The organism is Yinghuangia sp. ASG 101 (genome assembly GCF_021165735.1).
In the GTDB taxonomy this organism is placed as follows: Bacteria; Actinomycetota; Actinomycetes; order Streptomycetales; family Streptomycetaceae; genus Yinghuangia.
In genome coordinates, this window is sequence record NZ_CP088911.1 from 2127656 (window position 1) to 2150659 (window position 23004).

18 protein-coding genes are annotated in these 23004 nt (G+C 73.4%); 7 read left to right on the forward strand and 11 right to left on the reverse strand.

What is annotated here, in order from left to right; translation table 11 throughout:
• Positions 1-224: 224 nt before the first annotated feature.
• A complete protein-coding gene (locus LO772_RS08750) occupies positions 225-3608 on the reverse strand; it encodes a pyruvate carboxylase (RefSeq protein WP_231777816.1) in 3384 nt (1127 codons plus the stop codon).
• Between the two features lie 242 nt (positions 3609-3850).
• Positions 3851-6442, reverse strand: coding sequence for a carboxylate--amine ligase/circularly permuted type 2 ATP-grasp protein (locus LO772_RS08755; protein WP_231777817.1), 2592 nt, complete (start codon positions 6440-6442; stop codon positions 3851-3853).
• 107 nt (positions 6443-6549) lie between these two features.
• On the opposite strand from LO772_RS08755, the gene LO772_RS08760 reads away from it, so the two are divergent.
• Positions 6550-7314, forward strand: coding sequence for a (2Fe-2S)-binding protein (locus tag LO772_RS08760; RefSeq protein WP_231777818.1), 765 nt, complete (start codon positions 6550-6552; stop codon positions 7312-7314).
• A 21-nt stretch (positions 7315-7335) separates the two neighbouring features.
• Here the strand turns inward: LO772_RS08760 and LO772_RS08765 are convergent, their stop codons facing one another.
• Together LO772_RS08765 and LO772_RS08770 are read right to left on the reverse strand one after the other, a co-directional pair.
• Positions 7336-8220 carry a hypothetical protein gene (locus LO772_RS08765; RefSeq protein WP_231777819.1) on the reverse strand — a complete coding sequence of 295 codons (885 nt, stop codon included), beginning with the start codon at positions 8218-8220 and terminating at the stop codon, positions 7336-7338.
• A gap of 229 nt (positions 8221-8449) precedes the next feature.
• Positions 8450-9316: a hypothetical protein gene (locus LO772_RS08770; protein ID WP_231777820.1), complete on the reverse strand. Its 867-nt coding sequence runs from the start codon at positions 9314-9316 to the stop codon at positions 8450-8452.
• 273 nt (positions 9317-9589) lie between these two features.
• Here LO772_RS08770 and LO772_RS08775 point away from each other — a divergent pair, with 273 nt between their 5' ends.
• The 3 genes from LO772_RS08775 (at position 9590) to LO772_RS08785 (ending at position 12771) form a co-directional block, all read left to right on the forward strand.
• Complete coding sequence (locus LO772_RS08775; RefSeq protein ID WP_231777821.1) at positions 9590-10969, forward strand: AMP-binding protein; 1380 nt, start codon at positions 9590-9592, stop codon at positions 10967-10969.
• A 143-nt stretch (positions 10970-11112) separates the two neighbouring features.
• Positions 11113-12279: an alkaline phosphatase PhoX gene (locus tag LO772_RS08780; protein WP_231777822.1), complete on the forward strand. Its 1167-nt coding sequence runs from the start codon at positions 11113-11115 to the stop codon at positions 12277-12279.
• A gap of 126 nt (positions 12280-12405) precedes the next feature.
• Complete coding sequence (locus LO772_RS08785) at positions 12406-12771, forward strand: DUF2203 domain-containing protein (protein WP_231777823.1); 366 nt, start codon at positions 12406-12408, stop codon at positions 12769-12771.
• Between the two features lie 27 nt (positions 12772-12798).
• Here LO772_RS08785 and LO772_RS08790 read toward each other — a convergent pair whose 3' ends face one another.
• The gene (locus tag LO772_RS08790) at positions 12799-13533 is read right to left on the reverse strand and encodes an SDR family oxidoreductase (protein ID WP_231777824.1); all 735 of its coding nucleotides are present in this window, start codon (positions 13531-13533) and stop codon (positions 12799-12801) included.
• Between the two features lie 134 nt (positions 13534-13667).
• Between LO772_RS08790 and LO772_RS08795 the strand changes: the two genes are divergently transcribed.
• On the forward strand, positions 13668-14378 hold the full coding sequence (locus tag LO772_RS08795) for a TetR/AcrR family transcriptional regulator (RefSeq protein ID WP_231777825.1): 711 nt from the start codon (positions 13668-13670) through the stop codon (positions 14376-14378).
• A 191-nt stretch (positions 14379-14569) separates the two neighbouring features.
• Here LO772_RS08795 and LO772_RS08800 read toward each other — a convergent pair whose 3' ends face one another.
• Complete coding sequence (locus LO772_RS08800) at positions 14570-14980, reverse strand: nuclear transport factor 2 family protein (protein ID WP_231777826.1); 411 nt, start codon at positions 14978-14980, stop codon at positions 14570-14572.
• A gap of 100 nt (positions 14981-15080) precedes the next feature.
• Here LO772_RS08800 and LO772_RS08805 point away from each other — a divergent pair, with 100 nt between their 5' ends.
• A complete protein-coding gene (locus tag LO772_RS08805; RefSeq protein ID WP_231777827.1) occupies positions 15081-15659 on the forward strand; it encodes a TetR/AcrR family transcriptional regulator in 579 nt (192 codons plus the stop codon).
• Positions 15660-15688: 29 nt separating this feature from the next.
• Here the strand turns inward: LO772_RS08805 and LO772_RS08810 are convergent, their stop codons facing one another.
• Positions 15689-16543: a PhzF family phenazine biosynthesis protein gene (locus tag LO772_RS08810; protein WP_231777828.1), complete on the reverse strand. Its 855-nt coding sequence runs from the start codon at positions 16541-16543 to the stop codon at positions 15689-15691.
• 159 nt (positions 16544-16702) lie between these two features.
• Here LO772_RS08810 and LO772_RS08815 point away from each other — a divergent pair, with 159 nt between their 5' ends.
• Positions 16703-17968, forward strand: coding sequence for a hypothetical protein (locus tag LO772_RS08815; RefSeq protein WP_231777829.1), 1266 nt, complete (start codon positions 16703-16705; stop codon positions 17966-17968).
• Between the two features lie 82 nt (positions 17969-18050).
• On the opposite strand, the gene LO772_RS08820 is transcribed toward LO772_RS08815, so the two are convergent.
• The 4 genes from LO772_RS08820 to shc form a co-directional block, all read right to left on the reverse strand.
• Positions 18051-18539: a nitroreductase/quinone reductase family protein gene (locus tag LO772_RS08820; RefSeq protein ID WP_231777830.1), complete on the reverse strand. Its 489-nt coding sequence runs from the start codon at positions 18537-18539 to the stop codon at positions 18051-18053.
• A gap of 78 nt (positions 18540-18617) precedes the next feature.
• The gene (locus LO772_RS08825; protein WP_231777831.1) at positions 18618-19994 is read right to left on the reverse strand and encodes an aspartate aminotransferase family protein; all 1377 of its coding nucleotides are present in this window, start codon (positions 19992-19994) and stop codon (positions 18618-18620) included.
• The gene (locus LO772_RS08830; RefSeq protein ID WP_231777832.1) at positions 19991-20770 is read right to left on the reverse strand and encodes a phosphorylase family protein; all 780 of its coding nucleotides are present in this window, start codon (positions 20768-20770) and stop codon (positions 19991-19993) included. Before LO772_RS08830 ends, LO772_RS08825 begins: the two co-directional genes overlap by 4 nt.
• 12 nt (positions 20771-20782) lie before the next feature.
• Positions 20783-22999 (reverse strand): squalene--hopene cyclase, encoded by a 2217-nt coding sequence (gene shc, locus LO772_RS08835; protein ID WP_231777833.1) that lies wholly within the window; start codon positions 22997-22999, stop codon positions 20783-20785.
• Positions 23000-23004 lie beyond the last annotated feature (5 nt).

Below are 23004 nucleotides of genomic sequence, written 5' to 3' on the forward strand. Positions count from 1 at the left end.
GGGGCTCCGCCCGCGGACGTGCGGGGAGGCGGCGCGGGGGCGGGCGGCGGTCTCGGGGACGCGGGCACGAAGGTGCGAGGGCGCGGGGAGACGCGGCGGGGGCCGCGGGGACGCGGGAGCCGATTCAGCCGACGAGGGTTGGGGCTCGCTGCTGTCGGCGAGACAACCGAGGGAGGCCGCCCCGGTGTCGGGGCGGCCTCCCTCGGGGGGGTTGGGGTGGGGCGTCAGGTGATGACGGCGAGGAGGTCGCCTGCTTCGACGGAGGCGACCTTGTCGATGGCGACGCGTTGGACGGTGCCGCCGGTCGACGCGGTGATCGAGGCCTCCATCTTCATCGCCTCGATCGTCGCGACCGCCTGGCCGGCCTCGACCGTGTCGCCGACGCCGACCTGGAGCGTGACCACGCCGCTGAACGGGGCGGGGACGTGGCCCGGGTTGTCGGTGTCGGCGCGCTCGCTCTCCGGGCGGGCCGGCTTGACCGAGCGGTCTCGGACGGACAGCACGCGCGGCTGGCCGTTCATGCGGCAGTAGACCGTCCGGTAGCCGCGTTCGTCGGCCTCGCCGATCGCCTCGACCGCGAGGTAGAGCGCGACGCCCGGCGACAGTTCGACGGTCAGCTCCTCCCCCGGCGCCAGACCGTGCAGGAACGCCCGGGTCGGCACCACCGAGACGTCGCCGTACAGCCGCCGCGCCTCCTCGAAGTCGCGGGCCGGGCCGGGGAACAGCATGCGGTTGAGGGTGCCGCGCACGTCTTCGCCGTCGAGTGCCGCCTCCTGCTCTTCGCTGAGGGCGACCGTCCGCGACACCGTCGTGCTGCGTCCGGCCAGCGCCCGGGTGCGGAACGGCTCGGGCCAGCCGCCGGGCGGCGTGCCCAGTTCGCCCTGGAGGAAGCCGATGACGCTGTCGGGGATGTCGAACGACGCCGGGTCCTCCTCGAACTTCGCCGGGTCCGCGCCGACCGCGCTCAGGTGCAGGGCCAGGTCGCCGACGACCTTGGACGACGGGGTGACCTTGACGATGTTGCCGAGGATCCGGTTGGCGGCGGTGTAGGCGTCCTCGATCTCCTCGAACTTGTGTCCGAGGCCGAGTGCGATGGCCTGCTGCCGCAGGTTCGACAGCTGTCCGCCGGGGATCTCGTGGCGGTACACGCGCCCGGTCGGCGCCGGCAGGCCCGACTCGAACGGCGCGTACGCCTCGCGCACCGCGGCCCAGTAGGGCTCCAGGTCGCACAGCGCGTCCAGGGACAGGCCGGTCGCCTGCTCGGTGTGGTCGGTCGCGGCGACGATCGCGGACAGCGGCGGCTGACTCGTCGTGCCGGCCAAGGCCGCGGACGCGCCGTCGATGGCGTCGACACCGGCGTCGATCGCCGCGAGGTAGGTCGCCAGCTGGCCGCCCGCGGTGTCGTGGGTGTGCAGGTGGACGGGCAGGTCGAAGCGCTCGCGCAGCGCTCCGACGAGGGCGCGCGCGGCGGGCGCGCGCAGCAGCCCGGCCATGTCCTTGACGCACAGCACGTGCACGCCCGCCTCGACCAGTTGCTCGGCGAGCCGCAGGTAGTAGTCGAGCGTGTAGAGCTTTTCGCCCGGGTTCGCCAGGTCGCCGGTGTAGCAGAGCGTGCCCTCGGCGACGGCGTGCGTGCCGAGGGTCGCCTCGATCGCGGGGCGCATCGCGTCGATGTCGTTGAGCGCGTCGAAGATGCGGAAGATGTCGATGCCGGTGCGCGCGGCCTCCTCGACGAACCGCACGCACACTTTGTCCGGGTACGGCGTGTAGCCGACGGTGTTGCGCCCGCGCAGCAGCATCTGGATGCCGAGGTTCGGCATCGCGTCGCGCAGCGTGCCGAGGCGTTCCCACGGGTCCTCGGTGAGGAACCGCAGGGCCACGTCGTACGTCGCGCCGCCCCACGCCTCGACGCTGAGCAACTGCGGGGTGAGCCGGGCGACATGCGGTGCCACCGCGGCGAGGTCGTAGGTGCGCACGCGCGTGGCGAGCAGCGACTGGTGGGCGTCGCGGAACGTCGTGTCGGTGACGGCGAGCGCGGTCTGCGCGCGCAGGGCGTCCGCGAACCCCTTCGCGCCCAGTTCGAGGAGCTTCTGCCGGCTGCCCGGCGGAACGCTCTTGCCCGTCCCGGACGGCAGTTCGGGGAGCTTGGTGCGCGGCGTCGCGAGCGCGGGCGCGACACCGTGCGGGCGGTTGACGGTGACGTCGGCGAGGTACGCCAGCAGCCGCGTGCCGCGGTCGGCGCCGGCGCGGGCGCGGACCAGGTCCGGGCGGTCGTCGATGAACGACGTGGTGACCTTGCCCTCGCGGAACTCCGGGTCGTCGAGCACCGCTTGGAGGAACGGGATGTTGGTGGCGACACCGCGGATGCGGAACTCGGTGACCGCGCGCCGGGCGCGGGCCACCGCGTCGGCGAACGACCGCCCGCGGCACGTCAGTTTGACCAGCATCGAGTCGAAGTACGGCAGCACCTCGGCACCGGTGAACGTCCCGCCGTCGAGCCGCACGCCCGCGCCGCCCGGCGAGCGGTACGCCGAGACCGTGCCGGTGTCGGGGCGGAACTCGTGGGCGGGGTCCTCGGTCGTGATGCGGCACTGCAGCGCGGCGCCCTGGACGCGGATGGCGTCCTGGGTGAGGCGCAGGTCCTCGAAGGTCGCGCCGGAGGCGATGCGCAGCTGCGCCTGCACGAGGTCGACGCCGGTCACCTCCTCGGTGACGGTGTGCTCGACCTGGATGCGCGGGTTCATCTCGATGAAGACGTACCGGCCGCGTTCGTCGAGCAGGAACTCGACCGTTCCGGCGTTGCGGTAGCCGATGGTCTCGGCGAAGCGGACCGCGTCCGCGCACATGCGCGCGCGGATGTCGGGGTCCAGGTGGGGCGCCGGGGCGATCTCGACGACCTTCTGGTGGCGGCGCTGCACGGAGCAGTCGCGCTCGTAGAGGTGCACGACGCCGCCCGCCGCGTCCGCGAGGACCTGCACCTCGATGTGGCGGGGCCGCACGACGGCTTCCTCGAGGAAGACCGTCGGGTCGCCGAAGGCCGTCTGCGCCTCGCGCATCGCGGTCTCGATCGCGCCGCGCAGGTCATCGCGCCGGTCCACGCGCCGCAGGCCGCGCCCGCCGCCGCCCGCCGCGGCCTTCACGAAGATCGGGAAGCCGATCTCGTCGGCGGCGGTGAGCAGCGCGTCGACGTCCTCGCGGGGCGCGGCGGTGCGCAGGGTGGGGAGGCCCGCGCCCGTGGCGGCCTCCAGGGCGCGGACCTTGTTGCCGGCGAGCGAGAGCACGGCGGCGTTCGGTCCGACGAAGGTGATGCCGTTGGCCTCGCAGGCCTCGGCGAGCAGCGGGTTCTCGGAGAGGAATCCGTACCCGGGGTAAATCGCGTCGGCGCCGCACGCGATCGCGGCTCCGACGATCGTGTCGACGTCGAGGTAGGCGCGCAGCGGATGGCCGCGTTCGCCGATCTCGTAGCTTTCGTCGGCTTTTTGACGGTGCAGCGAGTGACGGTCTTCGTACGCGTAGACGGCGACCGTGGTGATGTCCAGCTCGGTTGCGGCACGCAGCGCCCGTACGGCGATCTCGCCACGGTTGGCCACCAGCAACTTGCGGATCACGAGCTACCTGCCCCTCTTTGCCCGGCCGTCCGGGGTTTCCGGTCGGAATGCCCCGAACCCTAGGACACGCATAGTGGTCCCCCGCAGCTCGGTCCCATATGCCGGGCACCGCGCGGCCCTTCGACGAGACACCGGTGACCTGCGGGAATGGTGTTCCCTCACGGGGCCTGAAGACTCCTGTGAGGTTGCTCTCAACGGGAGAAACGCGGGGGAAGTCAGCGCATCGCGGGAGCAGTTGGGGGTCACCGCATGATCCAGGTGTCCTTGGCCCCGCCGCCGCGCAGCGCGTGGACGAGCAGGCTCCGGGACGGCGCGGAGCGGGTCAGGGCCACCGGCAGGACGGCGGGGCCGCCGGAGGAGTGGCACACGAAGGTGCGCAGGTCGACGGCGCGCGGCTCGAAGCGCTCGCCGGTGAAGGTGGGGTGTGTGGACAGCGTGACGGTCTCCTGCGCGACCCAGCGGCGGGGCGCGGCGGTGATCTCGACGCGGGCCTGCTTCAGCTCGGCTTCGGTGGCGTCGGGGCCGATCACGACGCCGGTGCCGCCGTGGCCGTCGACGGGTTTGACGACGAGTTCGCCGAGGTGGTCCAGGACGTACGCGCGGTCGTCGGGGTCGCCGCACAGGTAGGTGGGGACCGAGCGCAGCAGAGGGCGTTCGCCGAGGTAGTACTCGATGAGGCTCGGGACGAAGGCGTACAGCACCTTGTCGTCGGCGACGCCGTTGCCGAGGGCGTTCGCGATGGCGACGGTGCCGGAGCGGACGGCGTCGAGCAGGGGCGGGCCGAGCGGGCGGCGGTCGGCGCCGGTCGCCGCGAGCAGGCGGTCCTCGTCGATGCGGCGGTAGAGGACGTCGACGGGGTACGCGCCGTACCGGCCGCCCATCGCCACCACGCGGCCGTCGACGATGCGCAGGTCGGACGGCGTCACCAGCGGGACGGCCATCTCGTCGGCGAGGAGCTTGTGTTCGTACCACGCGGGGCTGTCCGGCCCGTCGCTGAGCAGCGCGACGGCCGGGTCGCGTTCGGAGCGGCGCGGCGCGGCGGCCACGAGGGCGCTCTTGAGCAGGGACGGGACCTGGTCGGGCGTCAGGATGCGGTCGCCGGGCCGCGTTCCGGGGAGCATCTCGGGCAGCGCGGCGGCGGCGAGGCGGCGGGCGGCGAGGGCGTAGGCGATGCCCGACGGCGCGCGCAGGTTGTCCTCCAGCACGAGCCAGCCGTCCGTCCCCGAGCCGTCGCGGACCAGGTCGGTGGCGCCCAGGGTGATGCGCACGGTGTCGGCGGGCAGGCGCGCGCCGGTGTCGCGCAGGCCGGGGGCGCCGTCGACGACCCAGGGGGGCACGACGCGGTCGCGGATCACCAGGCGCTCGCCGTGCACGTCGTGCAGGAACGCCTCCAGCGCCGCGACGCGCTGCGCGAGCCCGCCGCGCAGCAGGGCCCAGTCGTCGCCGCGCACGATGCGCGGGAAGAGGTCGTACGGGAAGAGCCTGGGCTCGTCGGCGCCCTCGGGGCGGAAGAGGGTGCCTTGGCGGCGCTGGGTCTCGTCGCGGGCGCGGGCGCGCACCCGCAGCCGGGCGGCGCCGAGGCGGGTGAGGGCGGCGATGGTGCCGACGTAGTCGGGGCGGACGCGGCCGTCGGGGGCGACGGCTTCGTCGGCGGGGGCGGTGTAGGCCTCGAAGAGCCCGGGGGCGCGCTGGGCGGGGATGGTGCCGCCGAGGGGACCGGACGGGCGGGTGCGGGTCTCGGCGACGACGAGGTCGACGGCGTCGGCGAGGGAGCCGCCGCGGGCCGCGGCGGCGCGTTGTCGGGCGGCCGAACTCCCTTGGGAGAGCAGTGCGGTGGCGGCGGCGGAGACGTGCTCCCAGTCGCCCAGGTCGGCGAGGTCGGCGCGCAGGGTGTCGAGCAGGTCGCGGACGACGTCGGCGGCGGGCGCGGCGTCGAGGCGTACGGGGTCGACGAGTTCGTCTTCGAGGCCGGAGCGGGCCGCGCGCCAGGTCGCGGCGCGCAGCCACGCGTCGGGCGGCGCGGGCGGCCGGTCGCCGCGGGCCGCGTGGCCGCAGGCGCGGACCACGAGGGCACGGAACAGGCCCGCGACGAGCAGCGCGTCGTCGACGTGCGGGCAGGCGTCGGTGACGCGCAGTTCGAGGGCCGGGGCGCCGTGTGCGGGGCGGACGTCGGAGTAGACCATGCCCGGGTCGCTGATCACACCCGAGCGCAGCAGGCCGTCGACCATCGCGTCGTACTCGGCGGCGGAGGCGAAGCTGCCGGCGGGGCCGGCGGTGGGCCAGCGCCGCCACACGCTGCTGCGCCAGCTCGCGTAGCCGGTGTCGCCGCCGAGCCAGTACGGCGAGCTGGCCGACATCGCGAGCAGGACGGGGAGCCACGGCGCGAGCCACGGCAGCGCGCGCACCGCGAGGTCGCGGTCGGCGACGCGGACGTGCACGCGGGTGCCGCAGACGAGTTGCTCGTGGGCGACGCGCTGGTAGGTGTCGACCATGTCGAGGTAGCGGACGTCGGGGGTGACGGGGATCTCCTCGACGCGGGCGAGCGGCACGGTGCCGGCGGCGGCCACGGCGAGCCCGGAGCGCTCGGCGGCGTCGGCGAGCGCGCGGCGGGCGCGGACCAGGTCGTCGCGCAGGTCCGCGAGGCGGGCGTGCGGGGCGCTGCGGGCCGCGACGACCGACTGCTGTAATTCGGAGGTGAATTCGCCGTCCGGTAGTCGTCGCAGCACGTCGCGGGCGCCCGGCACGAGGTGCCGGGTGTCGAGCCCGACGAGGTGGAACTCCTCCGCGACTTCGACCGTGACCGCGCGCGTCGCACCAGCACTGCCGCTGCCCATGTGCGGCAGCGTACGGCCCGCCTGTTACAGGCGCGTGTCATGGTTGATCGCTGTTGCGGGGGTGATCGGGGGATTGTTCGACTTGTCGGGAAAGGCGGGATCAGTCGGTGGAGTCGGGTACGGAGGGCACGGGTGCGGCGGCCGAGAAGGCGCAGGCGGCGCTGACGGACTGGTGTCCGGAGTACCGGGGGCAGTTGGTGCTGCCGCCGGGCGAACGGGCGGTGCCGGCGGCCTCGGTACTCGACGCGGCGTGGCTGGGCCGGCGCGTCGCCGAGTCCGCGCGGCGCTACCGCACCGACGACGCGCGCGTCGCGGCGGTCCTGTGGTGGTACTCGGCGAGCACGGTCCTCGTGACGCCCGCGCTCGCCACCTACGTGGTCACCCGGCGCGCGGTCGATCCGCGCCCGGAGGCGACCACGCTGCACATGCGGCCCGACGGGCTGCCGTCGGGGGCGCGGTCGGCCGCCGCGATCGGTGACGGTGTGCCGGATGTCGGGTCGGCGCTGGGGGCCGCGCTGGCGGCGTACATCGCGGCGCTCGCCGGCGTGGCGCCGGTCCGGCCGCGCGCGGCGTGGGCGGTCGCGGTGGACTCGGTCGCGGGGGTGCTGCTGCGCGCCGGGACGACGGTGGGCGAGATCCCGCGCGCGACGGCCCTGGCCGGGGAGTTGGTCGCGGCGGCCGGCGAACACCTGGGCGAGCGGCTGCCGTTGCCGCGCTACACGGACGTCGCGGGGGCGCGGTTCGTGCGCCGCGCGTCCTGCTGCCTCATCTACCGGGCGCCCGGGCAGGCGATGTGCACGAGTTGCCCGGGGCGGCGGCCCGAGGAGCGGGAGGCCGATCTGGCGCGGTTCGCCCGGCGGTTCGGGGGCTGAGCGTACGCCGCGGCCCCGGTGTCAGCCCAGTTGCTCGACGTCGACGACCTCCTCGGCGGGTGGCGGCGTCACGGTCACCGGTTCGTCGAACCTGTCGTAGTTGTCCGCCTCGGGTTCCACGCCGCTGGTGATCAGCCGGATGGGGTAGGCCGGCAGCCCCGCGTTGATGTACGCCGTGTCGCCGTTCGCGGCCTGGACGGGGATCACCTGCCACGACTCGAACCGCTGGAGGGGCAGCTTGGTCGACCGGTCGCTCACGGTGTGCAGCGCGTACGCGGGATCGGCGGCGGCGATGATGCCCTCGACCAGCCCGGACACCGTCGGGTCGGTGTCCGACGTGCGCAGGTACTTGGTGGCGAGGAGCTTCGCCCGTTCGGCGGAGACCCTGCCCGCGCCGGTGACGAGCCAGTAGCGCTCGTCCCCCTTGATCCAGACGTCGCCGCCCTTGCGGGTGAGGAGCAGTTGGTACTGGTCGGTGGTGGCGCTGCCGGTGAAGTCCTCGCGCTGCCGGTCGACGGTCGCGTCGATGAGCATCTTCGGGACGTCGGTGAGCCTGATGGTGGCGCGCACGTGCACCGTCCGGACGTCGTCGGCGGCGTCCCGGGCGAGCGACAGCAGTTCGGGCACGGCCAGGTTCGGCACGTCGGCGGCGGTGACCGGGCGCGACGGCGACGGCGACACCGAGGTGGGGCGCCGCGTCGTGGCCGGGGTGCGCGAGGGCGTCCGCGTGGTGGCGGACGGGGCCGGGTCGGTCGCGGGATCGGTGTCGGCCGACCGCGCGGCCGAGGGCGTCGCCTCCGCCGCGGCGTCCTTCACCGACCGCGCCGCGCCGTCGAGTTTGCCGCAGGCGGTCACCGATCCGGTCAGAAGAAGCCCCGCCACCGCGATGCCGGCGATCCGACGCACCTGAATCGTCCCCTTCTGTGAGACGTACCCCCATCGCCTTCTTGACGGCCGAGGCAGCACAGCGGTTCCCGTGGCGGCGGCGTGTGCGAACGCCCCGGTCGCGGGCGGGGGTTCCGTGCCTCCCACGGTACGCGGCACAGGGGTGCGGGGCGCCGGGGGCTTCCCTCGGGAGCCGCGCCGGCGCCGGGCCGTTCCCGGGATGTTCCGGGGATGTTCCGGGGAACGCCGCTCAGACGCCGGGCAGTTCGATGTCCCCGGTCAGTTCCTCGGCGGACACGACCTGGGAGGCGGCCGGGCGCGCGACGGTGACGGGCTCGTCCTGGTCGCGGTATTCGAGGCTGTTGCCCGCGTCGTCGCCGACCCGGACCGGCACGAGCCCCCGGTCGGCGGCCAGCAGGACGGTCAACTCGTCGGCGCCGGAACGGGCCTCGACGGCGATGACGGGCTCGCCCCGGTGGTCGCGCGCGGGAAGGCGCCGCGGCCGGGTGAAGTCCGCCGTCGCGAACGCCGGGTCGACGACGCCCAGGAGGTCGGCGAACTTCTCGTGGCCGTCGTGGGTTTCGGGGAAGTGGACGTACTTGTCCGCCAGGCGGCTCGCGACGTCGTCGGGTGCCCCCGCGTCCTTCCAGTACGCCTTGGTGCCCCGCAGCCACGCGTCCGAGCCGCGGAGACGGACCTCGACGGTGCGGCCGTTCGCGGTGATGGTGCCGGTGAACGCCTTCTTCGCGAGGTCGACGGCGACGTCGATGCGCATCGTCTCGGAGCCGTCGCGGAGCGACGCGATCGTGTGCACGGTGGTCAGCGCCTTCGACGCCGTGGCGGCGCGGTCCAGGAGTTGGCGCGCCGTCAGGTCGGCGTACGGCTCGCTCGGGTCGACGGTCTCGGCCGGTGAGGCGGTCGGCGCGGCGGTCGGCGGGCCGTTCGGGCCGGACGCCTCCGGCGCGCTCCCGGTCACGGCGGGTGTCGGGGCCGGGCCGTACACCGCGTCGGGGAACGCGTGCCGCCGCGACTCGAGTTGGCCGCACCCGGCGAGGGTCGCGGCGAGCGCGACACCCGCGACGGTCGCGGAGACAACACGTAGGGAACGGCGCGGCATCGGTTTCCCCCCGGGGAATCGGCGGCCCGCCGGAGACGGGCGCGGTGAGCAGGCGCACAGCGTAGACCCTCGGTTCGCGGTGCTGCCGCGGGTTTCCGCGCGCGTGCGCCCCGCCGCGGCCGGAGGCGGCGCCGTGCCAGGGTAGCGAACACACGTTCGAGAAGTCTCGGGGTGCGGTGTCCCCCGAACGTGGTCGCGGCGGCGGCCGGAGCGCGGCGACCCCGTATTCTCCGTGTCGACCCGCCATACCGCCGCGACCGTGGAGGATCCGTCGTGACACCGCTCGTCCCCGAATCCGTCGGCCTGCCGGACCGGCGGGACGCCGTGGTGGTCGACGGCACGCCGATGAGCCGCGAGGAGTTGTTCGGCACCGCCGCGGCGGTCGCCGCGCGGTTCGACGCGGACGAGGCGGCCGTCGCGGTCCGGGCGACGCCGTCACCGGGCACCGTCGCGACCGTGCTCGCGGGGCTGACGCGCGGCGTTCCGGTCGTCCCGGTGCCGCCGGACGCAGGGCCGCGCGAAGTCGACCACATCCTCGGCGACTCCGGTGCCCGCCTGCTCGCCGACGAGGAGATCGACGCCGCGCTCGCGTCGCGGCCGTCCGGCGTCCCCGCCCCGGCCGCTCCGGCGCCCGACGCGACCGCGCTGATCCTCTACACGAGCGGCACCACCGGCCCGCCCAAGGGCGTCCAGCTGTCGCACGCCGCGCTCGCCGCCGACCTCGACGCCCTCGCCGACGCGTGGGCGTGGACGCCGGACGACGTGCTGGTGCACGGGCTCCCGTTGTTCCACGTGCACGGCCTGGTGCTCGGCGTGCTCGGCGCCCTGCGGGTCGGCTCGCGCGTCGTGCACACCCGGCGTCCGACTCCGGAGGCGTACGCGAAGGCCGGCGGCAGTGTGTACTTCGGCGTGCCCACGGTGTGGTCGCGCGTCACCGACGACCCCGAGGCGGCCCGCGCGCTCGCCGGTGCGCGGCTGCTGGTGTCGGGCAGCGCGCCGCTGCCGGTGCCGGTGTTCGACCGCCTGGCGGGCCTGACCGGGCTCGTGCCCGTCGAGCGCTACGGCATGACCGAGACGCTGATCACCGTGAGCGCCCGCGCCGACGGCGACAAACGCGCGGGCTGGGTCGGCCTGCCCGTCGACGGCGTCGAGACTCGACTGACCGGCGAGGACGGCACACCCGCCCCGCGCGACGGCGAGACCGTCGGCGAACTCCAGGTCCGGGGCCGCATGTTGTTCGACGGCTACCTCAACCGGCCCGACGCCACGGCCGAATCGTTCACCGCCGACGGGTGGTTCCGGACCGGGGACGTCGCGGTCATCGGCGCCGACGGATGGCACCGCATCGTCGGGCGCGCGTCGACCGACCTCATCAAGAGCGGCGGATACCGCGTCGGCGCCGGCGAGGTGGAGGGCGCGCTGCTCGCCCACCCGGCGGTGCGCGAGGCGGCCGTCGTCGGTGTGCCGCACGACGATCTCGGCCAGGAGATCGTGGCGTTCGTCGTCGCCGACGGGGTCACGGGGCACGAACTCACCGCGTTCGTCGCCGAGTCGCTGTCCGTCCACAAGCGCCCGCGCCGCGTCGTGCTGCGCGGCGAGCTGCCGCGCAACGCGATGGGCAAGGTCCAGAAGAAGCAGTTGACCGAAGGCTGAACAACACGCTCCCAAGCGGGACTTCGGCGGTGCCGCGCGTTCACTGCGGCATGCCCCCGGAGTTTCCCGCGGCTCCCCTACGGTGTCGACGACGCGTCAACGACAGTCCTGCGATGTCTGTGATACCGACAAGGAGCCAGTCGATGGAACGCCGTACCTTTCTTCGTGGTTCGGTCGTCGGCGCCGGTACCCTGGCCTTCTCCGGAAGCCTGTGGCACGGCGCGGCGTCGTTCGCGGCACCCGCCCAGAACGCCGCCGGGCCGTACGGCCCGCTGCTCGCGGCCGACGCCAACGGCATCCAACTCCCCGCGGGATTCACGAGCCAGGTGGTCGCCCGCAGCGGCCAAGCCGTCCCCGGCACCTCCTACACGTGGCACTCCGCCCCCGACGGCGGCGCGTGCTTCGCCGACGGGACCGGCTGGATCTACGTCTCCAACGCGGAGGTGAGCAGTTCCTCCGGCGGCGGCGCGTCCATGATCCGCTTCGACGCGGCCGGCACGCCGACCGCCGCGTCGCGCATCCTGTCCGGCACCAGCAACAACTGCGCGGGCGGCAAGACGCCGTGGAACACCTGGCTGTCGTGCGAGGAGACGTCGACCGGGCGCGTGTGGGAGACGTACCCCCTCGGCGGCACCGCCGTCGCGCGCCCGGCGATGGGGCGCTTCTCCCACGAGGCGGCTGCCGCCGACCCGGTGCGGCGCGTCGTCTACCTGACCGAGGACCAGTCGAACGGCTGCTTCTACCGCTTCGTCCCCACGACGTGGGGCGACCTTTCCGCGGGCCGACTCCAGGTGCTCGTCGCCGGGAGCGCCACCTCGGGCACGTTCACGTGGGCGAACGTCCCCGACCCGGACGGCTCCCCGACCGCGACGCGCAGCCAGGTCTCCGGCGCCAAGCGGTTCAACGGCGGCGAGGGCTGCCACTACGCCGACGACACCGTGTGGTTCACCACCAAGGGCGACAACCGCGTGTGGCAGCTCAACCTGAACGCCGGCACCTACGAACTCGCTTACGACGACGACCTGGTCAACCCCGGCCCGGCACCGCTGACCGGCGTCGACAACATCACGGGCTCCACCTTCGGCGACCTGTACGTGGCCGAGGACGGCGGCAACATGGAGATCTGCGTGATCACGCCCGCCGACACGATCTCGGTGTTCCTGCGCGTGACCGGCCAGAGCGCGTCGGAGATCACCGGCCCCGCCTTCACCCCGGCCGGCAACCGGCTCTACTTCTCCTCGCAGCGCGGCACGAGCGGATCGTCCGGCGGGGGAATCACCTATTGCGTCACGGGCCCGTTCCGTACCTGACCGCACGCCGACCTCCGGCCGCGCGGCACCCCGCGCGGCCGGACGGACCCGGCACCGTGCCCGACGGCGCACACGAACACGGGGACGGGCCCCGGCTCCCCCGGCGCGGCGTGACAAGCTGGGCCCATGGGTTTGTTCGACATCACCGAGGCCCGGGCCACGCTCGCCGAACTACTTCCGGTCCTGGACGAGATCGTCGCGCTCCGGGCGCGGGCCGCCGAGTTGTCCACCGACCTGGCCGCGTCCGCAGGGCCGACCGAGCAGGGCGGCCTCCCGGAACTCAAGGGCATGCACGCGCGCCTCGACGAGCTGATGACCAAGGTCCAGGAGACCGGCGCGGAGCTGAAGGGCTTCGCCCCGCTGCTCCTCGACTTCCCCGCCGACCTCGACGACGGCACCCCCATCCACCTGTGCTGGCTCGAAGGCGACCGCGACATCGCGTGGTACCACCGCCAGGATTGCGGCTTCGCGGGCCGTCGGCCCCTGGAGTAGCGGCGACGGACGCGCGGCGCGCGTCCGTCAGATGATGCCGCCGTTCGCGCGCACGACCTGGCCGTTGACCCAGTGGCCCTCGGGACCGGTCAGGAAGGCGACGACGCGGGCGATGTCCTCGGGCGTACCGAGCCGTTCCAGCGGGGGCTGCTGGGCGAGCCGCCCGATGGTGTCGTCGTCCTTGCCCCGCAGGAACAGGTCGGTCGCGGTCGGGCCGGGCGCGACGACGTTGACGGTGATCCGCCGCCCGCGCAGCTCGCGGGCGAGGACGAGCGTCATCGCCTCGACCGCGCCCTTGCTCGCGGCATACGCGCCGTACGCGGGGAACTGGAGCCCCACCACGGACGAGGACAGGTTGACGACCGACCCTCCGTCGCGCAGGCGGCGCGCCGCCTCGCGCGCCACGACGAACGCGCCGCGCACGTTCGTCCGGTGCTGCGCGTCGAAGTCGGCGAGGTCCAGTTCGGCGATCGGGGACAGCGCCATGCGGCCCGCCGAGTTGACGACGATGTCGACGCCGCCGAAGGACCGCTCCGCGGTGTCGAACATCGCCGCGACGGCGGTTTCGTCCGCGACGTCGGCCTGGGCCGCGACGGCCCGGCCGCCCGCCGCCGCGATCGTGCCGACCACCTCGGCGGCGGCGTCGGCCGCGCCCTGGTAGCCCACGACCACGGCGACTCCCCGCGAGGCCAACTCCTGGGCGATCGCGCGGCCGATCCCCCGGGAACCGCCGGTGACGACGGCGGCGCGTTGTTCGGTCATGACGGGACTCCTGGGTCGGGAAGGGCGTGTTCCGCACGGTTAACGACGATGCGGATTGGTCGTATCAACGTTACGCAACCGACCGTAGCACGCCCGTCATATCCTCGCTATCGCATCTGCGTATCATCGATTCCATGGCATCGACAGAACCCCTCCGCGCCGCGATGATCGACGCCGCCGCCCGGCAGCTGGCCGCCTCGCCGGACCACGACATCGCCACGCGCACCGTCTGCGAGGCGGTCGGCGTGACGCAGCCGGTCCTCTACCGGCTGTTCGGCGACAAACGGGGGCTCCTCGACGCCGTCGCCGACCACGGCTACGAGCGCTACGCCGAGCGCAAGGCCGCCCAGGAGAAGAACGGCGACCCCGTCGCGGACCTGCGCGCGGGCTGGGACGGCCACATGGTGTTCGCCGAGGAGAACCCGGCCCTGTACGCCCTGATGTTCGCGCCGCGCCCGTGGTCCCGCTCGACCGCCCGCGAGCGCGTGTTCGACCTGCTCGTCACGACGCTGCGCCGCTGCGCGGCGGCGGGTGCCCTGGCCGTCGAGCCGCGGACCGCGGCCCGGCTCATCCTCGCGGCGAACGTCGGCGTCGCCCTCGACCATCTCGGCCGGCCCGACCGGTTCGCCGACCCCGCGTTGTCCCACCGCATGCGCGACGCCGTGTTCGCCCAGGTCCTCACCACACCCTCTTCACCGGGCGACGCCGGGGGCAGCCCCGTACACGTCGCCGCACTCCGGCTCCGCACCGAACTCGACTCGGCCGGCACCACGGCCCTGGAACCCGCCGAAACCGCCCTTCTGAGCCGCTGGCTCGAACGCATAGCCCCACCCGACGCGCCGTAACCGCCCGGGCGGACGCCGCTTCGCCGGCCGTCGCACACGGGAACTCCGTGCGGGCGGTGGTGTGGACGCGATGCGATGCGATGTGGTGCGGTGCGGTGCGGTGCGGACGGGGGGCGGGTCGGGTCGTCGGCGTGTGCGGGCGGTGATGCTTGCGAGCTTGCGAGCTCGCGAGCTCGCGAGCCGAACGGCCTTTATTCGCCGAGGAGTTCCGCGAGGGCCGAAGGGTCGTGGTAGTCGCGGGATTCGGTGATCCGGCCGTCCCGGACGCGGGCCACGACGACGTTGGCGAAACGGACATGCCTGCCGGTGGCCCGGTTGCGGGCGTCGTAGGTGTATTCGACGACGATCACCTCGGGGTCCGCCGTCTCGTGGACGACGCGGTCGACGGCGCCGAGGACCACGGGCAACTCCCGGACGCGCCGGAAGTGTTCGGCCAGGGCGGCGCGTCCGTCGAGGGTGGCCGGCTCGGGTCGTGCGAGGGGCTGGGAGACCCGGACGTCCTCGGCGTAGCAGGCCAGGGCGGTGGCGAAGTCGCGTGCGTCCAGGGCGTCCTGGAAGACGGTGAAGACGTCGCGCGGGGTGCGGGAGGCGGTGGATGGCATGGGTGTCCCCTTGATCGCGGGCGCGAGATAGAATCGGAGTCGTGACTCCGATTAAAAGATACGGAGCGTCGACTCCGTTTGTCTACGGGCAGGCACCGCGATGACGCCCGCCCCGCGCCGTCCCCGCGCCGACGCCGTCCGCAACCGCGCCCGCCTCCTGGCCGTCGCCGAGGAGGTGTTCGGCGAGAAGGGCACCTCGGCGTCGACGGAGGAGATCGCGAAGGCCGCGGGAGTCGGCATCGGCACCGTGTTCCGGCACTTCCCGACCAAGGAATCGCTGCTTGAGGCGGTGTTCGTGGAACACCTGCGCGGCGTGGCCGAACGCGCGCGGGCACACGGCGAGGCCCCCGACGCCGGTGAGGCGTTCCGGACGTTCTTCCGCGACGCGGTGTCGGCCGCGCCGCGCAAGGTGGCGCTCGCGGACGCGCTGACCGCGGTCGGGGTCGACGTGCGGTCGGCGAGCGCGGACGTCACCCGGGAGTTGGCGGACGCGCTCACCACCCTGCTGAACCGGGCCCAGGCCGCCGGCGCGGTCCGGCCCGATCTCGGCATGCCCGATCTCCAAGCCCTGCTGATCGGCGCCACGCGCGCGGCCGAGCGCCTGGCCGGCGATCCCGAGGGGAGCGCGCGGGCCCTGGAGGTGGTGCTGGACGGCATGCGCCCGGCGACGCACCGTTAGCGGCGTCCCATCCTTCGGAACACGCGCCGCTACAACGTGAGTTCGCCGGTCCCGAGGACACAGACCGAGCCGCCGACATGCACCGCGTCGATCTGTTCCCTGCCTCCTTCCGCGATCGCGTGGAGGACGGACGGGCGGCCGACCTGCGCCCCCTGCGCGATGGTGATCTTCCGTCCCGGCGCCAGGCGGCCGTGCCGGACCAGGTGCACGGCCAGCGGCCCGGCGGCGGATCCGCACGCCGGGTCCTCCGGGACGAAATCGAGCGGCGAGAACATGCGCGTCGTCCACTGGTCACCGCGGCCCGCGAAGCAGTTGACGTGGACGTCTCCGACGAGCCGCGCCAACGCCGGGAGATCCGGGACGAGTTCGGCCACGGCGTCGGTGGACGGCGCCGCGACGTAGACGTGCAGCAGCCCGTTGTCGTAGACCTCGACCGGCAGTTCGCCGGTGTCGCGCAGCCCGAGCGCCGCCACCAGGCCCTCCGGCCTCTTCCACGCCGCGACCGTCGGGACCGGCTGCCGCATCCACGCGTGAAATCGCCTCCGCCCCACGGGAGTCACGCGTACGGGAACCACGCCGCCCGCCGTCCCAACGCGGAGCACGCGCTCGTCGCGGGCGCCGTCGTGGAATGCCGCCAAGGCCGCGGTGCCGAGCAACGGATGCCCGGCGAAAGGTATTTCGCGCACCGTACTGAACATGCGCACGGTCAGGTCGGCACCGTCCTCGGGCGCCGTCAGGAAGACCGTCTCGGAAAGGTTCATCTCCCGCGCGATCGCCTGCATCAGCGCCGGGTCCGCGGGGGCGTCGCGAAACACCGCGAGCTGGTTCCCGGCCAACGGCCGATCGGTGAAGACGTCGGCCAGGTTGTATCGGTACGCGCGCATGAGCGGTCAGCGTAGGCGCGGCGCACGCCCGGCCCCCGCCTCCGCGGCGAACTCCGCGCATTCCGGCCCACGGCGACCGCCGGGCATCCACAAAGACGGGGCAATACACCTTCGTTTGTGGATCTCGATACCTTTTCTTTACCGAGAGAGGAGAGATCTGTGCCGCGCAGCACGTCTGGACGGGTGGAGCGGCGTCTTCTGGTCGGGGGGCGGTTGGCGCTGGTGGTGTTGGCGGTGGGGTGCGGATTCCTCGCGGCCGGTACGGAGGACGGGCATCGGGAGGTCAGCGACGCGGCCACGGTCGCGATGCTCGGGTTCGTCGTCCTGCTGTTTCTGACCGGGCTGTATCAACCCGCCGATCCCGAGGTGCCCGAGATGCTGCGGCGGCGGGCGCGGGCCCGGCGCGCCGGGCGGCGGGCGCGGGCGGCCATCGCGGCGGCGGGGGTCGTCGCGTTGGGGGCGACGCTGCCGACCGACGACTCCGAGCGCCTGGCCACGTGGGGGCTGCTCGCGATCCTCCTGTCGCCGCTGGCGCTGCCCGCGGCGCTGCTGTGGTGGCGGGCCACCGCGTCGGCCGGGGAGGTGGCCGCGCGCCAACACGCCAAGACCGGCGGGGAGTTCCCGGGACCGGCGGGGCAACCCGCCGCGCGCCACCGTCCTCCGCGGCCCTTCCACGAACTGCTGGTCGCCCCCGGCGGCCGGCCTCCGTCGGCGCCCGTCAGCATCCGTCCTCGCCCGCACGTCGCGCCGGGCGGGCGCTACCCGTGGGGCCTGGGCGCGTGGTTGCGGAACGCGGTCGTGACGGTCGACGCCGCCACGGTCTCGGTGACGGACGCGACGGGGCGTGTACGCGTCCTGCCGCGCGTGTCCCCCGCGACGCCGGGCGGGGTCGCCCGCATCGCCATATGCCGCGAAGACGTGCGCTACCACACGCGGTTCGGCTGGAGCGCGCCGCAGCGCTTCGAGTCCCTGACGCTGCTCGACAGCGACCTGCGGCGCCTGCTCGACCTCCACGTGTACGGGTGGACGCGCGACGACCTGCGCACGTTCGCCACCGCGTCCGGGCTCGGCCTGGAGCGGTTCTGGTACGACCGGCCGTACTCCGAGGTCCCCGGGTTCCGCGGCCTTCCCCCCACCCCGCTCAAACAGTGGCTGCCACCGGGGCCCGGCTACGACGAAGCGCGCGGCGCGGCGCGCTGGCCCAAGGTTCTCGGCGTCACCGCGGCCGTCATCGGTGCCATCGCGCTGCTGACCGCGCTCGGGTTCGTCGCCTTCGCGACACACGAGTTGTTCGGCGGGCCCGCGTGGGTCGGCGGCGTCGTCGCCTCGGTGCTGTTCACGGGGCTCATCGCCGCGGCTCCGCGGCTCAGTGTCCGGGTCCTGGAGCGCGTGCGGGCGCGCACGGCCTACCAGGACGCGGTGTGAGGCCGCGCTCCCCTGACGACGGGGCCGCGGGACGGAGCGCGCCACGGCGCGGCGCTCTTCCTCCCGCGACCCCCGGCTGGCGTCAGAGGCGGGTCGCGACGCGGTTGGTCTCGGGGAGGCGGACGAGAGGGATCCGGCGGGCGCAGCGCGTCTGGTAGCCGTTGTAGTAGGCGCGGTCCGCGGTCAGACCGGCCCACGTCTCGGTGTAGTCGTCGCCGTCGAGGACTTCGGCGTCGCTCCAGTACGTGGCGCCCTGCACGCGGACGAGGACGGACGGATTCGCCTTCCGGTCCGCGAGGTTGACGAACCACGACGGGTTCTTCTCGGCCCCCGCGAAGGACGCGACGACGACGCGGTGCCCGTTCTTGTCCTCCCAGTACGGCAGCGCGACCTTGTGGACGTTCCCGGTCCTGCGCCCGACGGTCTGGACGAGGACGTGCCGCATGCCCGCGACGTTCCACCACTCGTCGTCGTCCGAGCCCTCCATGCCTTTGACGTGCTCTTTGGTGAACGCCACGATCTCGTCGGCGCTGGGCTCGATGAACTCTTCGTTGCGTTGATCCGTCGCCATGCCGGGAGACTACGCAGAACTACTTGACCCTGCAATGCAGTTCGAGGTGTGTCCGGACGATCTCCCGGCACTGCCACGCTACTTCGTCAACGCCTGCTTGATGAGATTGCGCCCGAAGTCCCACATCAGGCCGGCACCCTTGTGCGCGTCGTCCATGACATCCACGAACGCGGCAATGAAGTTGTCCACGTCGCGCTGCGAAATGACGTACGGCGGAAGGAGTTTGATGACATCCATGTGGTCGCCCGCGACCTGCGTCAGCATGCGGTGCCGCTGGAACAGCGGAACCACCACCATCTGCGCGAACAACCCGGTGCGCGCGGCCTGCAGCGTCGACCAACCCGCCCGCAGCTTCAGCGACTTCGGCTTGCCGAACTCCAGCCCGATGATGAGGCCCCGGCCCCGCACGTCCGCGAACAACTCGTACTTGTCCAGCAGCGGACGCAGCGCCGCCTGGTACGCGTCCCCCATGCGCAGGCAATTGCCCATGAGGTCTTCGTCCTCGATCACCGCGAGCGTCGCCAACCCCGCGGCCATCGCCTGGTTGTTGCCGCCGAACGTGCAGTCGTGGACGAGGACGCGGTCCATCGTCGAGTAGACCTTCTTGAAGATCCAGTCCTTCGTCAGCGTCGCCCCGATCGGGACATAGCCGCCGGACAGCGCCTTGGCGACGGTGACGATGTCCGGCTCGACACCGTCCTCCCACTCGTACGCGAAGAACTTCCCCGTCCTACCCATGCCGACCTGGACCTCGTCGGCGATCAGCAGCGCGCCGTGCTTGCGCAGCAACTTCTGTGCGGCGGCCAGGAATCCGGGCGGCGGGATCAGCACGCCCTTGCCCTGGATCGGCTCGACAATGAACGCCGCGACATCGCCGCGCCGCAACTCCCGCTCCAGCGCGTCGAGATCACCCAGCTTGATGGCGACGTCGGGCAGCAGCGGCTCGAAACCCTTCCGGAACTCCTTGGCCCCGTTGACGGACAGCGCCCCCGCCGTCAGGCCGTGGAACGCGTGGTCGACGTGCACGATCCGCTTGCGGCCGGTGGCGAACCGCGCGAACTTCAGGGCGGCCTCGACCGCTTCGGTACCGCTGTTGCAGAAGTAGACCCGGTCGAGGTGCGGGGTCTTCGCGAGCAGCTTGTCGGCGAGCGCGGCGGCCAGCGGCGGCGTCGCGAAGTGCACGATGTCGGGCAGGTCGAGGGCGATGACGTCCTGCACGGCCTTGCGGACGACCGGGTGGTGGCGGCCGACGCCGTACGTACCGAAACCGGACAGGAAGTCCAAATACTCGGCGCCCGTTTCGTCGTAGAGGTACGGGCCCTCCGCGCGCACGTAGTCGCGGTGGAAGCCGATCGTCTGCAGCACGCGCGGCAGTTGCGGGTTCAAATGCCGGGCGTGCAGCTCAAGGCCGCGCCCCTCGTATTCCGCGAGCGTCTCGCCGAGATCGAACGTCATCGTGCGCCACCGTCCTGTTCTTCCTTCGCCGCACCGCCCGCGGGGCCGCCTGTCGGCCCCAAGTCTGCCTCCCCCGCCCCGCCCCCCGGCGGCAACGGTACGGAATCCGCCCTCCGGCCGCTGGACACCCCGCCCAGCCACCCGGACAGCGCCGGCGCCGACGCCTTGAGCGAACGGTACGCGCGCAACCCGTTGCGGACGATCCCCGGACGCATCAGCTCGTGCCCCGGAGCGTCGCTCACGACCCGCACCACCGCCCAGGGCAGATCCGGCCGTTCGCCGCCGCGCATCCCCAACCCGGCCAACAGGAACGCGGATTCCATGTCCGCGGCCACCACGCCCGTCCTCGCCAGCGCGCCGCGCTCGGCGGTCCGCACGAGCTTGCGCACGGTCGCGACCGGACCGGTGTGCACCCGCGGCGGCGCACCCCGCAACGCCTCCGTGAGCGAGGCCGCCAGCGTGTCCGCCCACGGGCACGCGAACACGGCGCCGTCCGGGTCCCGCACCTCGCTCGCGACGACGACGTCACCGGGCAGCAGCCCGAGCATCCCCGCGCCCATCCCCGCGACGACGACCGCGCCGATCGGCTCTGCCGCCGGACCACCCGTCAACGCGGCGGCGAACGCCCGGGACTTCGCCTCCCCCATGCCGGACCGTGCGACGTCCGGGGCACCGCCGCGCAGCAGCGCCCGCCGTTCGATGCCGAGCGGGGCGAGGAGCAACGGCCGGGGCGCCGCCGCGCGCCCCGGCCGTATCGTGGGTTCCGTGGGTGTCACCGGTCCCCCGCGTCACTCGTCCGTCGCGTCGGCATGCCGCTCGGCCCGCACGGTGCGGACGGTCTGCGTGGTCGAGGCGCTGTCGGCGGACGAGGGCGCATCGGCGGGCTCGTCGGGCCCGGCGGCCCGGGCGGGCTTTCCCGCGGAGTCGGCGGAATCAGCGGAATCGGCGCGAGCGGACTCGGCAGCCGAGGAGGAGGCCGCGGCCGGGCCGCCGTCCTCGGGCTGATCCGTCACCGTCGACCACACCGTGTCCACCGCGCCCCCGGCACCGCCCGAGGCGGTCGGAGCCGACGCCGCTGCCACACCCTCGGCCTCCGCGGCGTCCGCGCCGTCACCGTGCACGTACCGCCCGAGCGCCATGATCGGGAACACGATCCGGTACATGTGGTACTTGATGTAGAAGTCCCCCGGGAAACCCGTCCCCGTGAACTGCGGCTCGTCCCAACCGCCTTCCGCGTTCTGGTGCTCCGTCAGCCAGCGGATGCCGCGCTGCGTCTCCGCACCGCGCTCCCCCGCCGCCAGCAGCGCCAGCAGCGCCCACGCGGTCTGCGACGCCGTCGAGTCGCCCTTGCCCGCCCACGACGGGTCGTCGTACGAGCGCAGGTCCTCGCCCCAGCCCCCGTCGGGGTTCTGCACCGCGTGCAGCCACCGCACCGCGCGGCGGATCGCGCTGTGCCGCGGGTCGACACCGGCGAGCACCAGGGCGGGCAGGGCCGCGCCGGTGCCGTAGATGTAGTTCGCGCCCCAGCGGCCGAACCACGAGCCGTCCGCCTCCTGGTTGTTCAGCAGCCACCGCACGCCCGACGCGACATGGTCGCGGTACTCCGGGCCCGACTCGGCGAACATCTCGACGATGTGCGCCGTCACGTCCGCGGACGGCGGGTCGATCACCGCGCCGAAGTCGCAGAACGGCAGCTTGAGCGGCAGCTGCCCGGTGTTGTCGGCGTCGAACGCGCCCCACCCGCCGTCCTTGCTGCGCATCCCGGCGGTCCAGACCTCGGCGCGCGCCAGGATCTCCTTCTTGCGCTCGGTGTCCGGGACCGCCGCGTACCGCAGGGCCATGACGACCTCGGCGGTGTCGTCGGTGTCCGGGTAGTAGTCGTTCGCGAACTCGAAGGCCCAGCCCCCGGGTTCGAGGTTGGGACGGCGTACCGCCCAGTCGCCGGTCTCGCGGATCTCCTCGTCGAACAGCCACTCCGCGGCCTTGACGACCTGCGGGTGGTCGGCGGCGACCCTCGCGTCGCGCAGCGCGACGAGCGACAGCCCCGTGTCCCAGACGGGCGACTGGCAGGCCTCGAACCGGCGCATGGTGCCGTCCGGGGTGTCCTCCCAGATCGTGAAGCCGTCGAGGCCCTTGATGCCCTGGGCCATCACCGGGTGGTTGAGCGGATAGCCGCTCAGGTGCAGCGCGATGAGCGAGTAGACCCAGGGAGGCTGGATGCCGCCCCAGCCGCCGTCCGCCTCCTGGCGTTCGACGATCCACTGCACCGCACGCCGGACGGCCTGGCGGCGCATCGGCTTGACCGGGCTCCTGCCGTACAGGTGCAGGGCCTTGTCGGCGGCGCGGAAGAACCTCGACCACGGGTCGTCGGCGGACGGCTTGGGCGGCACCGGGCCGGTGGGCCGCAGTTCGTCGAGCGCGAACGGCGCCTCACGCACCGGGCGGAGCGAGCTGACGATGGTGAGCGGCACAATGGTCTGCCGCGCCCAGCACGCGAAGTCGTAGACGTTGAGCGGCATCCACTTGGGAAGATAGATCAACTCCGGCGGCAGGACGGGGAGATCGTCCCACGACCACCAGCCGAAAAAGGCCAGCCAGAACCGCGTGAAGACGCGGCTGTGCGCGACGCCGCCGTGCTCGCGGATGTACGCGGAGGCGCGCCGCATGTGGTCGGCGTCGACCGCGTCCCCGGCGAGCTTGAGGGCGACGTACGCCTCGATGGTCGTGGACAGCTCGGCGGGACCGCCCCGGAACGCGGCCCACGTGCCGTCGTCCCGCTGGTTGGCACGGATCCAGCGCGCCGACTGCTCGGTCTGCTCGGCGGTGCGGATGCCCAGGAACTCCCGGAACAGGAGGTCCTCGGCGTCCATGGTGACGTTGGTCTCCAGCTCGCCTTTCCACCAGCCTGCCCGGTCCTGGAGTGCCAGCAGGTGCGCCACGGCCCGGTCGAGGGTGTCCTCGGCCCGGTCGGGTGCGCCTGCTTCGGTCCGGACGGTCACCGTCATCTTGG

Bases quoted from the DNA above. Each gene is read 5' to 3' on its own strand.
- LO772_RS08800 (WP_231777826.1), bottom strand. From the start codon at position 14,980: ATGCCATCCACCGCCTCCCGCACCCCGCGCGACGTCTTCACCGTCTTC.
- LO772_RS08790 (WP_231777824.1), bottom strand. From the start codon at position 13,533: ATGACCGAACAACGCGCCGCCGTCGTCACCGGCGGTTCCCGGGGGATC.
- LO772_RS08810 (WP_231777828.1), bottom strand. From the start codon at position 16,543: ATGCGCGCGTACCGATACAACCTGGCCGACGTCTTCACCGATCGGCCG.
- LO772_RS08755 (WP_231777817.1), bottom strand. From the start codon at position 6,442: ATGGGCAGCGGCAGTGCTGGTGCGACGCGCGCGGTCACGGTCGAAGTC.
- LO772_RS08785 (WP_231777823.1), top strand. From the start codon at position 12,406: ATGGGTTTGTTCGACATCACCGAGGCCCGGGCCACGCTCGCCGAACTA.
- shc (WP_231777833.1), bottom strand. From the start codon at position 22,999: ATGACGGTGACCGTCCGGACCGAAGCAGGCGCACCCGACCGGGCCGAG.
- LO772_RS08825 (WP_231777831.1), bottom strand. From the start codon at position 19,994: ATGACGTTCGATCTCGGCGAGACGCTCGCGGAATACGAGGGGCGCGGC.
- LO772_RS08805 (WP_231777827.1), top strand. From the start codon at position 15,081: ATGACGCCCGCCCCGCGCCGTCCCCGCGCCGACGCCGTCCGCAACCGC.
- LO772_RS08780 (WP_231777822.1), top strand. From the start codon at position 11,113: ATGGAACGCCGTACCTTTCTTCGTGGTTCGGTCGTCGGCGCCGGTACC.
- LO772_RS08820 (WP_231777830.1), bottom strand. From the start codon at position 18,539: ATGGCGACGGATCAACGCAACGAAGAGTTCATCGAGCCCAGCGCCGAC.
- LO772_RS08795 (WP_231777825.1), top strand. From the start codon at position 13,668: ATGGCATCGACAGAACCCCTCCGCGCCGCGATGATCGACGCCGCCGCC.
- LO772_RS08770 (WP_231777820.1), bottom strand. From the start codon at position 9,316: ATGCCGCGCCGTTCCCTACGTGTTGTCTCCGCGACCGTCGCGGGTGTC.